The sequence below is a fragment of the Caballeronia sp. GAWG2-1 genome, from assembly GCF_023631405.1.
Lineage (GTDB): Bacteria > Pseudomonadota > Gammaproteobacteria > Burkholderiales > Burkholderiaceae > Caballeronia.
The window spans coordinates 1-13,038 of the sequence record NZ_JALQDD010000019.1; the positions used below are offsets into that span (position 1 = coordinate 1).

18 protein-coding genes and 1 tRNA gene are annotated in these 13,038 nt (G+C 59.7%); 1 reads left to right on the forward strand and 18 read right to left on the reverse strand.

Annotation, left to right across the window (positions count from 1 at the left end):
- Positions 1 to 180 precede the first annotated feature (180 nt).
- The 7 genes from NCR98_RS12065 to NCR98_RS12095 form a co-directional block, all read right to left on the reverse strand.
- Positions 181 to 256 (reverse strand) — tRNA-Thr (locus tag NCR98_RS12065).
- A gap of 18 nt (positions 257 to 274) precedes the next feature.
- Positions 275 to 784, reverse strand: a complete 510-nt coding sequence (locus tag NCR98_RS12070) for a ClpXP protease specificity-enhancing factor (RefSeq protein ID WP_250526308.1) — start codon at positions 782 to 784, stop codon at positions 275 to 277.
- A gap of 63 nt (positions 785 to 847) precedes the next feature.
- The gene (locus NCR98_RS12075) at positions 848 to 1,459 is read right to left on the reverse strand and encodes a glutathione S-transferase N-terminal domain-containing protein (RefSeq protein ID WP_008344155.1); all 612 of its coding nucleotides are present in this window, start codon (positions 1,457 to 1,459) and stop codon (positions 848 to 850) included.
- Between the two features lie 89 nt (positions 1,460 to 1,548).
- The gene (locus NCR98_RS12080; protein ID WP_244826358.1) at positions 1,549 to 2,307 is read right to left on the reverse strand and encodes a cytochrome c1; all 759 of its coding nucleotides are present in this window, start codon (positions 2,305 to 2,307) and stop codon (positions 1,549 to 1,551) included.
- A 23-nt stretch (positions 2,308 to 2,330) separates the two neighbouring features.
- Entirely contained in the window at positions 2,331 to 3,713 is a 1,383-nt protein-coding gene (locus tag NCR98_RS12085) for a cytochrome b (protein ID WP_250526309.1), read from the reverse strand.
- Complete coding sequence (gene petA / locus NCR98_RS12090) at positions 3,713 to 4,342, reverse strand: ubiquinol-cytochrome c reductase iron-sulfur subunit (protein ID WP_244828130.1); 630 nt, start codon at positions 4,340 to 4,342, stop codon at positions 3,713 to 3,715. The genes NCR98_RS12085 and petA overlap by 1 nt, the downstream gene beginning before the upstream one ends.
- A gap of 215 nt (positions 4,343 to 4,557) precedes the next feature.
- Positions 4,558 to 5,304 (reverse strand): Nif3-like dinuclear metal center hexameric protein, encoded by a 747-nt coding sequence (locus NCR98_RS12095; protein ID WP_250465803.1) that lies wholly within the window; start codon positions 5,302 to 5,304, stop codon positions 4,558 to 4,560.
- 20 nt (positions 5,305 to 5,324) lie between these two features.
- Here NCR98_RS12095 and NCR98_RS12100 point away from each other — a divergent pair, with 20 nt between their 5' ends.
- A complete protein-coding gene (locus tag NCR98_RS12100) occupies positions 5,325 to 6,548 on the forward strand; it encodes a S1C family serine protease (RefSeq protein WP_250526310.1) in 1,224 nt (407 codons plus the stop codon).
- 96 nt (positions 6,549 to 6,644) lie between these two features.
- Here the strand turns inward: NCR98_RS12100 and tatC are convergent, their stop codons facing one another.
- The 11 genes from tatC to NCR98_RS12155 all read right to left on the reverse strand — a co-directional run bounded on the left by tatC (position 6,645) and on the right by NCR98_RS12155 (position 13,009).
- On the reverse strand, positions 6,645 to 7,421 hold the full coding sequence (tatC, locus tag NCR98_RS12105; RefSeq protein ID WP_244826362.1) for a twin-arginine translocase subunit TatC: 777 nt from the start codon (positions 7,419 to 7,421) through the stop codon (positions 6,645 to 6,647).
- Positions 7,422 to 7,465: 44 nt separating this feature from the next.
- A complete protein-coding gene (gene tatB / locus NCR98_RS12110; protein WP_244826363.1) occupies positions 7,466 to 7,999 on the reverse strand; it encodes a Sec-independent protein translocase protein TatB in 534 nt (177 codons plus the stop codon).
- A gap of 36 nt (positions 8,000 to 8,035) precedes the next feature.
- Positions 8,036 to 8,272 carry a Sec-independent protein translocase subunit TatA gene (gene tatA / locus NCR98_RS12115; protein WP_250465805.1) on the reverse strand — a complete coding sequence of 79 codons (237 nt, stop codon included), beginning with the start codon at positions 8,270 to 8,272 and terminating at the stop codon, positions 8,036 to 8,038.
- Between the two features lie 155 nt (positions 8,273 to 8,427).
- Positions 8,428 to 8,790, reverse strand: coding sequence for a histidine triad nucleotide-binding protein (locus NCR98_RS12120; RefSeq protein ID WP_250509557.1), 363 nt, complete (start codon positions 8,788 to 8,790; stop codon positions 8,428 to 8,430).
- Between the two features lie 36 nt (positions 8,791 to 8,826).
- Positions 8,827 to 9,219: a DUF4870 family protein gene (locus NCR98_RS12125; protein WP_244826366.1), complete on the reverse strand. Its 393-nt coding sequence runs from the start codon at positions 9,217 to 9,219 to the stop codon at positions 8,827 to 8,829.
- 28 nt (positions 9,220 to 9,247) lie between these two features.
- Positions 9,248 to 9,616, reverse strand: a complete 369-nt coding sequence (locus NCR98_RS12130) for a phosphoribosyl-ATP diphosphatase (RefSeq protein ID WP_250509558.1) — start codon at positions 9,614 to 9,616, stop codon at positions 9,248 to 9,250.
- Complete coding sequence (hisI, locus tag NCR98_RS12135) at positions 9,613 to 10,017, reverse strand: phosphoribosyl-AMP cyclohydrolase (RefSeq protein WP_244826368.1); 405 nt, start codon at positions 10,015 to 10,017, stop codon at positions 9,613 to 9,615. The genes NCR98_RS12130 and hisI overlap by 4 nt, the downstream gene beginning before the upstream one ends.
- 2 nt (positions 10,018 to 10,019) lie before the next feature.
- On the reverse strand, positions 10,020 to 10,793 hold the full coding sequence (hisF, locus tag NCR98_RS12140; protein ID WP_244826369.1) for an imidazole glycerol phosphate synthase subunit HisF: 774 nt from the start codon (positions 10,791 to 10,793) through the stop codon (positions 10,020 to 10,022).
- Between the two features lie 86 nt (positions 10,794 to 10,879).
- A complete protein-coding gene (gene hisA, locus NCR98_RS12145) occupies positions 10,880 to 11,632 on the reverse strand; it encodes a 1-(5-phosphoribosyl)-5-[(5-phosphoribosylamino)methylideneamino]imidazole-4-carboxamide isomerase (RefSeq protein WP_244826370.1) in 753 nt (250 codons plus the stop codon).
- Positions 11,633 to 11,750: 118 nt separating this feature from the next.
- A complete protein-coding gene (hisH, locus tag NCR98_RS12150; RefSeq protein WP_244826371.1) occupies positions 11,751 to 12,392 on the reverse strand; it encodes an imidazole glycerol phosphate synthase subunit HisH in 642 nt (213 codons plus the stop codon).
- On the reverse strand, positions 12,389 to 13,009 hold the full coding sequence (locus NCR98_RS12155; RefSeq protein WP_244826372.1) for a MarC family protein: 621 nt from the start codon (positions 13,007 to 13,009) through the stop codon (positions 12,389 to 12,391). The genes hisH and NCR98_RS12155 overlap by 4 nt, the downstream gene beginning before the upstream one ends.
- Positions 13,010 to 13,038: the final 29 nt, after the last annotated feature.

Below are 13,038 nucleotides of genomic sequence, written 5' to 3' on the forward strand. Positions count from 1 at the left end.
TGCGTCGCTGCATCTGCAGCAGAGAAACGAGATTATGTACGTCGTTTCAGTTACTGTCAACAAGAATTTGAAGCTTTTCTTGTTGACTTGCCTTTCAGCTTCTTCAGACCACTGCGGAACATACAACCCGCTCAAACCAAACGGGTCGTGCGGACATCGCACGACCCGTCTACGTAGTCTTGGTGCCGGCTGCAGGACTCGAACCCGCCACCTGATGATTACAAATCAACTGCTCTACCAGATGAGCTAAGCCGGCGAAGGACGGAATTCTACTTCATTTGACGACTTTAAGGTGCGATCGCCCAGATGATTTTGAAGCATCGTCATCCGAGCTTGCCGAAACGTCGTCGCTCGACGAAGTCCCGTCGGCGTTGGACAGTTCCTCTACCGCGTCTTCCACGATACTTTCGTCTCGCTCGACCGGATGCGGCGCGGTGTTCGCGCCCGACGCGTCGATAGCCGTTTGCGATGAAGGCTCGACCGGGAACGCCATTCCCTGCCCGTTCTCTCGTGCATAGATGGCCAGCACGTTCGTAACCTGCACTTCGATCTTGTGCGACTTACCCGAGAAACGCGCGCTGAATTCGATCCATTCGTTGCCCATCTGAAGCTGGCTCGTCGCCTCGAAACTGATGTTCAGCACGATTTCGTCGTTACGCACGAACTGACGCGGCACCCGTGTGGCGCCGTCGACCCGCACCGCGATGTGTGGGGTGAACCCGTTATCCGTGCACCACTCATAGAGCGCGCGCAGCAGATACGGCTTGGTGGAAATCTCTTGCATCAACTTTCCTCTACAGGAGCGGGGGGGGCGAAATGCGCACCGCCGCGCTCCGATGCCCGCAAACTATCGACGCATCACCTTTTCGGAAGGCGTCAGCGCTTCAATATAGGCCGGACGGCTGAAAATGCGTTCGGCGTACTTCATCAACGGCGCAGCATTCTTCGACAACTCGATGCCGTAATGGTCCAGACGCCACAACAGCGGCGCGATGGCCACGTCGAGCATCGAGAATTCTTCGCCGAGCATGTACTTGTTCTTCAGGAAAATAGGCGCGAGCTGCGTAAGACGATCGCGGATTGCACTGCGCGCCTTCTCGTGGTTCTTCTCAGCGGCTTTGCCCTTCTCGTTTTCGAGCGTGCCGACGTGCACGAACAATTCTTTCTCGAAGTTCAGCAGGAACAGGCGCGCGCGGGCGCGTTGCACCGGATCGGCCGGCATGAGCTGCGGATGCGGGAACCGTTCGTCGATATATTCGTTGATGATGTTCGATTCATACAGGATCAGGTCGCGCTCGACGAGGATCGGCACCTGACCGTATGGGTTCATGACCGCGATGTCTTCCGGCTTGTTAAACAGATCGACGTCGCGAATCTCGAAATCCATGCCCTTTTCGAACAACACCAGCCGGCAGCGCTGGGAGAACGGGCAAGTAGTGCCGGAATACAGAACCATCATGTCTTTAAAGTTCCTTCAGTAAACTCGAAAGGCCGGCCGCGACGCTTCCCGGGGAAACGCCGTCGTGCCGACCCACGCCGTCTAGGGCGCTATTTAATATCTTTCCAGTATGCCGCGTTCAGGCGCCATGCGAGGAAACTCAACAACGCCAGGAACAGCAGGACCCATACGCCGAGGCGCTTGCGAGTCTGCTGGGCGGGTTCGGACATCCACGAGAGGTACGAAACCAGATCGGCCACAGCATTATCATAATCCACGGAGGACATGGAACCCGGGCTAACCTGAGTGTAACCCACGAATCTCTTTACCTTTTCGCCGGTGTGCTCGTCGGTTTCGGTTTCGAATTTTGCATCGCGGATACCCTGCATCGTCCACAGCACGTGCGGCATGCCGACATTCTCATACACGCGATTGTTCCAGCCGGTCGGCCGCGCCGGATCGCGATAAAACCCCCGCAAGTACGTGTACAACCAGTCCTTGCCACGCGCCCGCGCTTCGACCGACAGGTCCGGCGGCGACGCGCCGAACCACGCTTTCGCGTCTTCCGGGCGCATTGCAATGGACATCGTGTTGCCGATCTTGTCTGTCGAAAACAGCAGGTTTTCCTGAACGTCCTGTGGCGTGATGCCGAGGTCGGTCAGCCGGTTGTACCGCATGAGATTGGCGCTGTGGCAATTCAGGCAGTAGTTTACAAAGATTTGGGCGCCGTGCTGCAACGAAGCAAAATTGTCCGCGTTATCGGGCGCGCGGTCGAGCACCGCTTCTTCCTGCGCGTACGCCGGCGCACTCGCGCCGAACGCGAACATCGCCGCACCGATGATTGCCAGGGAACCGAGCCATTTTTTCATTGTGTTTGTCTCCGGACGAGTGCTCAGTGAGGTTTGAAAGTCACTCGCTCGGGCGGCGTCTTGAATCTGCCGCGCGGCGTCCAGAACGGCATGCCGAGGAAAAACGCAAAGTAGATCAGTGCGCAGACCTGCGCGATCAGCGTCCCCACCGGTGACGGCGGCCTCGTTCCCAAGAAGCCCAGCACGAGGAACACGACCACGAAGATGCCGTAGAACACTTTATGGAAAAACGGCCGGTAGCGAATGGACCTCACCGGACTGCGATCGAGCCAGGGCAGGAAAAAGAGCGATACGACCGCCGTGCCCATGACCACCACGCCCCAGAATTTCGACTCTGTCAGCGCCATGAAGACGATCACGGCGAGCGAGAGCACCGGCAAGCCGATCCGCCATTTGCCACGCGCGCGTAACAGCGCAAAGAGGCCAAGCAGCGCGATGATGACCATCAGCACGATCTTGAACGGATCGGTGGTGGCGCGAAGCATCGCGTAGAAAGCCGTGAAGTACCAGACTGGCGCGATTTCAGGCGGCGTCTGCAACGGATTGGCCGGCACGAAGTTATTCGCTTCCAAAAAGTAGCCGCCCATCTCCGGCGCGAAGAAAATGATCGCCGCGAAGATCAGAAGGAAGACCGACACGCCCAGGAAGTCGTGCACCGAATAGTACGGATGGAACGGAATGCCATCGATAGGAATGCCGTTCGCGTCCTTCTTCGCCTTGATCTCGATGCCGTCCGGGTTGTTCGAGCCGACTTCGTGCAGCGCGACCAGATGCGCCACGACGAGGCCAATCAGCACGAGCGGAATCGCGATCACATGGAACGCGAAGAACCGGTTCAGCGTGACGTCCGACACGACGTAATCGCCGCGAATCCAGAGCGACAGATCCGGGCCGATGAAGGGAATCGCCGAGAACAGATTCACGATCACCTGCGCGCCCCAGAACGACATCTGCCCCCACGGCAGAAGATAGCCAAAGAACGCCTCGGCCATGAGGCACAGGAAAATTGCGCAGCCGAAAATCCACACCAGTTCGCGCGGCTTGCGATACGAGCCGTACATCAGCCCGCGAAACATGTGCAGATAGACGACGACGAAGAACATCGAAGCGCCTGTCGAATGCATGTAGCGAATGAGCCAGCCCCACGGCACCTCGCGCATGATGTATTCGACCGATGCGAACGCGAGCGTCGCATCGGGCTTGTAGTTCATGACGAGAAAGATGCCCGTGACGATCTGAAGCACGAGCACGAGCAGCGCGAGCGAGCCGAAGAAGTACCAGAAGTTGAAGTTCTTCGGCGCGTAGTACTCGGAAACGTGCTGCTTCCACGTCGCGGTGAGCGGAAAGCGCCGGTCGATCCAGCCGATCAGGCCCGTCGTCTCCACATCCTTGTCTGCGGTCGCCATTAAGCCTCTCCCTTTTCGTCCTTGCCGATCACGAGTTGCGTCGCGGAAGTGAACATGTACGGAGGCACGTCCAGATTTTGCGGCGCGGGCTTGTTCTTGAAGACGCGGCCCGCCATGTCATAGGTCGAGCCGTGGCACGGGCAGAGAAAACCGCCGGGCCAGTTATCGGGAAGATTGGGTTGGGCGCCTTCGGTGAAACGCGGGGTCGGCGTGCAGCCCAGATGCGTGCACACGGCCACCGCCACGAAAATGTTCTTGTGATCGGTGCGGGAACGGAACTCGTTGTTGCAGTACTCCGGCAACGGCATCGAGAATTCCATCTTCGATTTCGGATCGGCCACTTCGGTGTCGGCTTTCTTGACGTCCGAAAGCATCTCGTCGGTGCGGTTGACGATCCACACAGGCTTGCCGCGCCACGCGACGGTCATCATTTCGCCGGGCTTGAGTCCGCTGATATCGACCTCGACCGGCGCGCCTGCCGCCTTCGCCTTTTCCGACGGAGCGAACGACCCTACAAACGGAATTACTGTTGCTACACCTCCGACACCACCTGCTACGGTCGTCGCTATCAGCCAGGTACGGCGGCTACCGTCAACGCGCCCATCGTGCTTATCGTCCTTGTCTCGCATCACACGCCCCACTTCTGAGTTGGATTTATACCGTCACATCAGTGTTCCGTCGCTAGTGTGCGCGAATGGAGTTGGCATTTACAAGGCCCGAATAGGAAAAATCACTCCAAGTGATTGTTCTTTCCGGGTTTTCCCGCACGTTTTCGCGCCATCTTGTGAAGCAATCATTTAAGGCAACTGCAAGGCCGATTAAAACGATAATCGGCGCAAAACATTTATACCGGATTGTCGATATCGATAAACACATGCTCGATGTCGAATTCTTCCGACAGGTGATTACCCAGCGCCTGGACGCCGTAGCGCTCGGTCGCGTGATGGCCAGCCGCGATGTAGGCCACGCCCGATTCCGCCGCAATGTGCATGGTCTGCTCGGATACTTCGCCGCTGACGTAGACATCCGCGCCCGCCGCGATGGCTTCTTCGAAGTATCCTTGCGCGCCGCCCGTGCACCACGCGACGCGCCGCAGTTCGCGGTCTGAATCGCCGAATACGAGCGGCTTGCGGCCGAGCGCGTTTTCGACCGTTGCAGTGAAATGTTCGAGCGAAAGCGGCATGGTAAGCGGCGCGATCCACCCGAGATCCTGGCCTGCAAAACGGCCGTCCGCGATCAAGCCGAGGCGCGCGCCGAGCTGCGCGTTGTTGCCGAACTCCGGATGCGAATCGAGCGGCAAATGATAGGCAAACAGGTTGATATCGTTGGCGATAAGCGTGCGGATTCGCTGATACTTGCGTCCCGTCAACTGCGGCGCCTCATTGCGCCAGAAGTAGCCGTGATGCACGAGTACCGTGTCCGCGCCCCACTCGAGCGCGGCTTCGAGAAAGGCGAGCGAGGCCGTCACGCCGGTTGCGATCTTCTGAACCCGGCGCGCGCCTTCCACCTGTAGACCGTTCGGGCAATAGTCCTTGAAGCGGCCGATTTCCAGCAGATTGTTCAGATACAATTCGAGTTCGATCCGATCCATGAATTCCTCTATCCCTTCAAATGCTTAGACGCTTCTGGCTATTTTTTGCCCAAGCGGTCACCGTGTTTTTGGCCCTGATGTTCATCATCGCGACCTTGAAACCGCAGTGGCTTCAACGTCAGGGCCAATTCGGCAAGCAACTCGCCGAACCAATAGTCGCGCTGCAGGAAGTGGCGCCGAGCATAGGCTCGCGACCGCTTCAATCTTCCTATGCCGAAGGCGCGCAAAAGGCCATGCCCGCTGTGGTCAACGTCTTTTCCAGCAAGGACGGCAATCTGCCGCCGGACCCGCGCGCCAAAGACCCGCTGTTCCGCTACTTCTTCGGCGATAAAAACAAGCGCAAGAGTGACGAGCCGCCAGCGTCGAATCTCGGCTCGGGTGTCATCGTCAGCTCGGAAGGTTACATTCTAACGAACCAGCATGTCGTCGATGGCGCCGATCAAATCGAAGTCGCGCTTGCCGACGGCCGCACGTCCAGCGCGAAGGTAATCGGCGTCGATCCGGAAACCGATCTTGCCGTGCTCAAGATCAACATGACGAATCTGCCGACCATCACGCTCGGCCGCATGGACCAAACGCGCGTCGGCGATGTCGTGCTGGCTATCGGCAATCCGTTCGGCGTCGGGCAGACGGTAACCATGGGCATTGTGAGCGCGCTCGGGCGCAATCACCTCGGCATCAACACGTTCGAGAACTTCATTCAGACCGACGCGGCAATCAACCCCGGCAACTCGGGCGGCGCGCTCGTCGACGTGAACGGCAATCTGCTCGGCATCAACACGGCGATTTATTCGCGCAGCGGCGGCTCACTGGGAATCGGCTTTGCGATCCCGGTGTCGACGGCGCGCAGCGTGCTCGAGAGCATCATCACGACGGGCACGGTCACGCGCGGCTGGATTGGCGTGGAGCCGCAGGACGTGACGCCGGAGATCGCGGAATCGTTCGGGCTCGACCAAAAATCTGGCGCCATCGTGGCCGGGGTGCTGCAAGGCGGCCCGGCGGACAAGGCAGGCATCAAGCCGGGCGACATTCTCGTCAGCATCAACGACGACACTATCACCGACACCACGCGCCTCCTGAACGTGGTCGCGCAGATCAAACCGGGCACGTCGGTGAAGGTTCATTTAATGCGCAAGAACAAGGAACTCGATATCAACGTGACTATCGGCAAGCGCCCGGCTCAACCGCGCGCGCCACAGTTACCGGAAGACGAGGATCAAGGAAACGATCAGGGCGACGAATAAACTCGGTTCTCCGTTGAAAACAAAAAGGCAGCTTCGGTAATCGAAGCTGCCTTTTTTGCGCATCCGACATTTCACTGCCGCGGCAATACGCCGCACCTACTCGGCCGTTGCCTCTTCGCTTTTGATTGGCTGCTTTCCAACCACCAGCCGCGCCGCAATAATCCCCGCTTCGTAAAGAATGATGAGCGGAATGGCCAGGATCAGCTGCGAGAAAACGTCTGGCGGGGTAACGACCGCCGAAATGACGAACGCGCCGACAATCACATACGGGCGAATCTGCTTGAGCTTCTGGATGGACACGACACCCATGCGCGCCAGCAACACGACGACGATCGGCACTTCGAACGTTACGCCGAATGCGAGGAACATCGTGAGCACGAAGCTCAGGTAGTTGTCGATATCCGTGGTCATCTCCGCGCCGAGCGGCGCGTTGTAATGCGCCATCACGCGAAAGATGGTCGGAAACACGACGAAATACGCGAAAGCCATGCCGCAAAGAAAGAGCGCGTAGCTGCTGAACACGAGCGGCGCGACGAGCTTCTTCTCGTGCTGGTACAAACCCGGCGCCACGAACGCCCAAAGCTGATACAGCACAAGCGGCAGCGCGATGACGAAGGCGACGAGCATGGTCACCTTCATGGGCACGAAGAACGAGCCGGTCACGTCGGTGACGATCATCTTGCCGTCGGCCGGCAGGTTCTGCATCAGCGGCCGGGCCAGTAACTTAAAGATGTCCGGCGCCCAATACACCAGCGATACGAACACCACGATAACCGAAGCGCCCGCTTTAATGATGCGGTCACGCAATTCGACCAGATGCGAAATGAACGTCTCTTCGACGGGCTCGTCTTTATTTTGTAGCGGGTCGCTCACGCCGGCCCTCGGTATGGATCATCGATGAAAGGAAGTGGCCCGGATCAGAAAAACCGGGTCGGGCGGCGCAAGGTTTCTGGCGTATGACGCGCAACGCGAGCCGCGCCAGATTGAACCCGCGTGCGGCGCAGATTCGTTCGCTTGTACCAGTTGGGGATGGCGCTTTGTTTGACGCGCCAGTTCTTGCGCGCGGCGCGGATGCCCGATGTGCGCATCCACGGTTTGTCCGTGACCGCCGCGCTGCCGCCGATCGCCTCGGCCTCTTCTCTCGCGACGCTCGGCGACACGGACGTGCCCTGACTCCACGCGTCGTTCAATTCGGCTTCGTGGCGCTTCAGGTTGTCGTGAATGGACGTTTCGACGTTCGACGCAGCGGTTTCGAAGTCAGTGCGCATCTTCTTCAGCTCGTCGAGTTCCATCTCGCGCGCCACTTCGGATTTGACGTCGTTGATATAGCGCTGCGCGCGCCCGAAAAGTGCGCCGGCCGTGCGCGCAACCCCGGGCAGGCGCTCAGGCCCGAGCACCACGAGCGCCACGACGCCGATCAGCGCCATTTTGGTCAGACCGAGATCGAGCATTGAAGAGTAAGTGAAAGATTGCGGTCGATGACCGGATTAGCGATAGTCGCCCGAACGGGTCTTGTCCTTCGCTTCCACGTCAACCGCACCGTTGCGCGGCAGTTCGCGCGGATCGGTGGTCGAAGCCGGCTGCTCACCATCGCGCATGCCTTCCTTGAAGCCCTTGACCGCGCCGCCCAAATCGCCACCGATGTTGCGCAGTTTCTTCGTGCCGAAGACGAGCGCCACGATCAAAAGGACAATCAACCAATGCCAAATGCTCAACGAACCCATGAATGAAAATTCTCCGTAATTCCGCCGCAACGGCTTTGTGCGAACGGAAGATCGGCCTTGCGGCCCGCGCCGAAAAAGTCACTTCGGCTATGAATACCGATTCTGCGCGTCCAATATTGCAATGGAAAGGCGTTTGCCGACAAAATTTGCGGTTTTCAGCCCATCCGGCGCCACGGACGCTCTCCTGCCAGCAAATGCGCGTGGATGTGATAAACCTCCTGTCCACCGCCCGGCCCCGTGTTGATCACCGTCCGGAATCCCGTCTCGCCGCCCGTGTAGGAGACGCCGAGATCTTTTGCCAGACGACCAACGAGACTTACCATTCTACCAAGCAGCGGCGCGTCGCTTTCCGTGCAGTGCGACAGCGTTTCGATGTGCTTCCGGGGAATGACGAGCACGTGAACCGGCGCGGCCGGATTGATGTCGTTGAAGGCGACGAACTCGTCGTCCTCATAGAGCTTCGTGCTTGGCAGTTGTCCTGACGCAATCTTGCAGAAAATGCAGTTGTCTTGGCTCATGAAATTCCCGTGTCTCCTGTTGCCAGGTGTTGCCGTTCAAAACCACGCGCGTGGGTCGAACGTTTTTCCTTCATAAAGATACAGCCAACCTTTGATGACACGATAAAGCGTCCAGATGCCGACCGCGAAAAGAATCACGAAGCCGATCCCGACGAAAATGAGCGCCGCGCCGACCAGATGTCCGAGGACAGCCCACCAGAACGTGCGGATCTGCCAGGTGAAATGGGCTTCGTAAGGCGTTCCGACGGTATCGCCGCGTTTCAGATAATTGATGATGATCGCGACGAGCACGGTCAACCCGCCCGTCAGCCAATAGAGCGCGTAAAGCGCATACAAGACATGCGTGAGCGTCTTGAGGCTGCTCAGCCGCTGCGGGTCGAGCTGATTCTGATACACCGGCGGCGGGTACTGTTCGTGAGGCGTATTCACGGGGCCCTCCTTCGCAATGGGCGTCTCGTCAGCTGCCGTTTTGCTCGCGCTCGCGCGTTTTGCGCAGCGCTTTTTCTTCGATACCCGACAAACCTTCGCGCCGTTCCAACTCGGCGATCACGTCGGCGGGGCTCAGGTCGAAATGCGACAGCATCACGAGACAATGGAACCACAGGTCGGCGACTTCCCCGACGAGCGCTTTCGGCGCGCCGCCGTGGCGCGCATCCTTCGCGGCGAGCACGACTTCCGTCGCTTCCTCGCCGATCTTCTTCAGGATCGCGTCGTCACCTTTATGAAAGAGTCGCGAAACGTAGGATTGTTCCGGATCGCCGCCTTTTCGACCGTCGATAACCGCGGCGAGGCGCAGCAGCGTGTCCTGCGTGGTGGCTTGCGTCATTTGTAAATACTTTCGGGGTCTTTCAGAACCGGCTCGACTGCGACCCACGCGCCGTCTTGCGCCGTTCCTTCGAATTTCTGGAAAAAGCAGGAATGACGGCCGGTGTGGCACGCGATCCCCGATACCTGTTCGACTTTGAGCAGCACGACGTCTTCGTCGCAATCGAGCCGCACCTCGTGCACATGCTGAACGTGCCCCGATTCCTCGCCCTTGAACCACAGGCGCTGACGCGAACGCGAAAAATAGACGGCGCGCTTCAGTTCGATGGTTTTGGCGAGCGCCTCGCGATTCATCCAGGCGAACATGAGCACGTCGTTGCTCGACGCTTCCTGCGCGATCACCGGCACGAGGCCGTTCGCGTCCCAGTTCACCTTGTCGAGCCAATCGGCTTGATCCGTCACCGTCAATTCCTCACCGAAATGCCTTGCTCGGCCATGAAGCGCTTGGCTTCGCCGACCGTGTGTTCGCCATAGTGAAAGATGCTCGCGGCCAGAACGGCGTCGGCGCGGCCTTCCGTGATGCCATCCGCCAGATGCTTGAGCGTACCGACGCCGCCCGAAGCGATCACCGGCACGGGCACGGCGTCCGACACGGCGCGCGTGAGCGCGAGGTCGAAGCCGGACTTGGTGCCGTCGCGATCCATGCTGGTCAGCAGAATTTCGCCCGCGCCGAATTCGGCCATCTTGCGCGCCCATTCGATCGCGTCGATGCCCGTTGCCTTGCGCCCGCCGTGCGTGAACACTTCCCAGCGCGGCGGCTCGCCATCGGCGGAAACGCGCTTGGCGTCGATGGCAACGACGATGCATTGCGAACCGTGCTTGTCGGATGCATCGCGTACGAGTTGCGGATTCGCCACCGCCGACGAATTCATGCTGATCTTGTCCGCGCCGGCGTTGAGCAGGCGCCGCACGTCTTCGACGGCGCGCACGCCGCCACCGACGGTCAGCGGAATGAACACCTGAGACGCGACCGATTCGATGATCGGCAAAATGAGGTCGCGCTGGTCGGAAGTCGCGGTGATGTCGAGGAACGTGAGTTCATCCGCGCCTTGGTCGTCGTAACGTCGCGCGATCTCCACGGGATCGCCCGCGTCGCGCAGTTCGACGAAGTTGACCCCTTTGACGACGCGCCCGGCGGTCACGTCGAGACAGGGGATGATGCGTTTAGCGAGAGCCATGTTCCGCCACTGCAGGTCCAAAACGAATGAAGGGCGGCAAGAGCCGCCGCCCGGCGTGCTGCAACGTGCTCGCGCCCGAAAGAGCCTCAGGCGCCGTCCGCTTCGCGCAACGCATCCGCGCGCGTTTGCGCGGAAGTGAAGTCCAGGTCGCCGGAATAGATGGCGCGACCGCAGATCACGCCTTCGATGCCTTCGCCCTCGACTTCGCAGAGCGACTCGATGTCCGCGATGCTCGACAGTCCGCCGCTCGCGATCACGGGAATCTTCACGGCTTGCGCGAGCCGCACGGTGGCGTCGATATTGATGCCCTGAAGCATGCCGTCGCGCCCGATGTCCGTGTAGATGATCGACTCGCAGCCGTAGTCTTCGAACTTGCGCCCGAGATCCACTACTTCGTGGCCGGTCAGTTTGCTCCAGCCGTCGGTGGCGACTTTGCCGTCCTTGGCGTCGAGCCCGACGATGATATGCCCCCCGAACGCGCTGCACGCATCCTGCAGGAAGCCGGGATTCTTCACCGCCGCCGTGCCGATGATGACGAACGAGAGACCGTCGTCGAGATAGCGCTCGATGGTGTTCAGGTCGCGTATGCCGCCGCCTAGTTGCACGGGAATCTCGCTACCCACTTCGTCGATGATTGCGCGGATAGCGTCGCCGTTCCTCGGCTTGCCCGCGAAGGCGCCGTTCAGATCGACGAGGTGTAGTCTGCGCGCCCCTCGGTCGACCCAGTGCCGGGCCATTGCCGCCGGATCTTCTGAAAAAATGGTCGCCTGGTCCATATCGCCTTGTTTGAGGCGCACGCACTGACCGTCTTTGAGATCGATGGCCGGAATGAGCAGCATAGGTATCGCGTATTTTCTGGATTGAGTTGATCGAAACGGCCGCGCGTGAGGTCTCGGTGCCTTACAGCGGGCCGCTTCGCTAGTGTAGTACAAGTATTGCAACGCCCGGTTGCGCGCTTTACGGGTTCCAGTGAACGAAGTTGCGATACAGCCGCAAGCCCGCGTCGGCGCTCTTCTCGGGGTGGAATTGCGTGGCGAAGATGTTGTCGCGCGCCACCGCCGATGTGAACGCGGAACCATAAACGGTTTCGCCCGAAGTGTGCGCCGGGTTGTCCGGCACGACGTAGTAACTATGCACGAAGTAGAAGAACGCGCCATCCGCCACGCCGTCCCACACCGGATGCGCTTGCGTCTGACGCACGCGATTCCAGCCCATTTGCGGCACCTTGAAGCGCGAGCCGTCGTCCTGCAACTGGCCTTCGAGTTGAAAGCGCACGACCTTGCCGGGGAAAAGCCCGAGGCCCTTCGTGTCGCCTTCTTCGCTCCAGTCGAACAGCATCTGTTCGCCGACGCAAACGCCGAGCATCGGCTTGTTGCGCGACGCTTCGATCACCGCATCCTGCAAGCCCGACGCGCCCAAATGGCCCATGCAATCGCGCATCGCGCCTTGACCCGGCAGCACGATACGATCCGCCGCGCGAATGGCCTCGGGCTGATCGACGATCGCCACGTCGGCGTCGGGCGCGGCCTTCTTAAGCGCCTGATACACCGAGCGCAGGTTGCCCATTCCGTAATCAACAATCGCTATCGAAGTTTTCATTTCAAAGATGGCATCAAGGCCTTCAACCCGTTGACGATGAACTCCACCGCCAGCGCGGACAACATCAAACCCATGAGACGCGTGCCGATATTGATACCCGTGCGCCCGACCCAGCGCGCGATCGGCTCGGCCAGATTCAACGCGCCGAAACACAACGCCGCGATGATCGCGCCCAGCACGACGAGCCCGAAGCGGTCGTACCAGTGCTGCGCATTTGCAGCATAGACGATCACGGTGCTAATCGATCCCGGCCCGGTGAGCAGCGGAATCGCGAGCGGCACAACGGCAACGCTATTGCGCTCCTCGGCTTCCATGCGCTCTTCGACGGTCGAGCGCGCGTTGCCGACTTGCGCGTTCAACATGCTGATCGCCATGAGCAGCATGATGATCCCGCCGCCGACTTCGAACGAGCCGACCGAAATGCCGAAGAACGCGATGATCTGCTGCCCGAGCAGCGCGGTGATCGCGATTACGCAGAACACCGAGATCGACGCCACGCGGATGGTGTTGCGCTTTTCGAGATCGGATTGTTGCGCGGTCAGGCTAAGAAAAAACGGTATCGCGCCGACCGGATTGATCAGCGCGAGCAAGGATATGAACGACTTGAAGAGATCCATCGCGGGCGAGCCTTTCGTGCACGACGCAT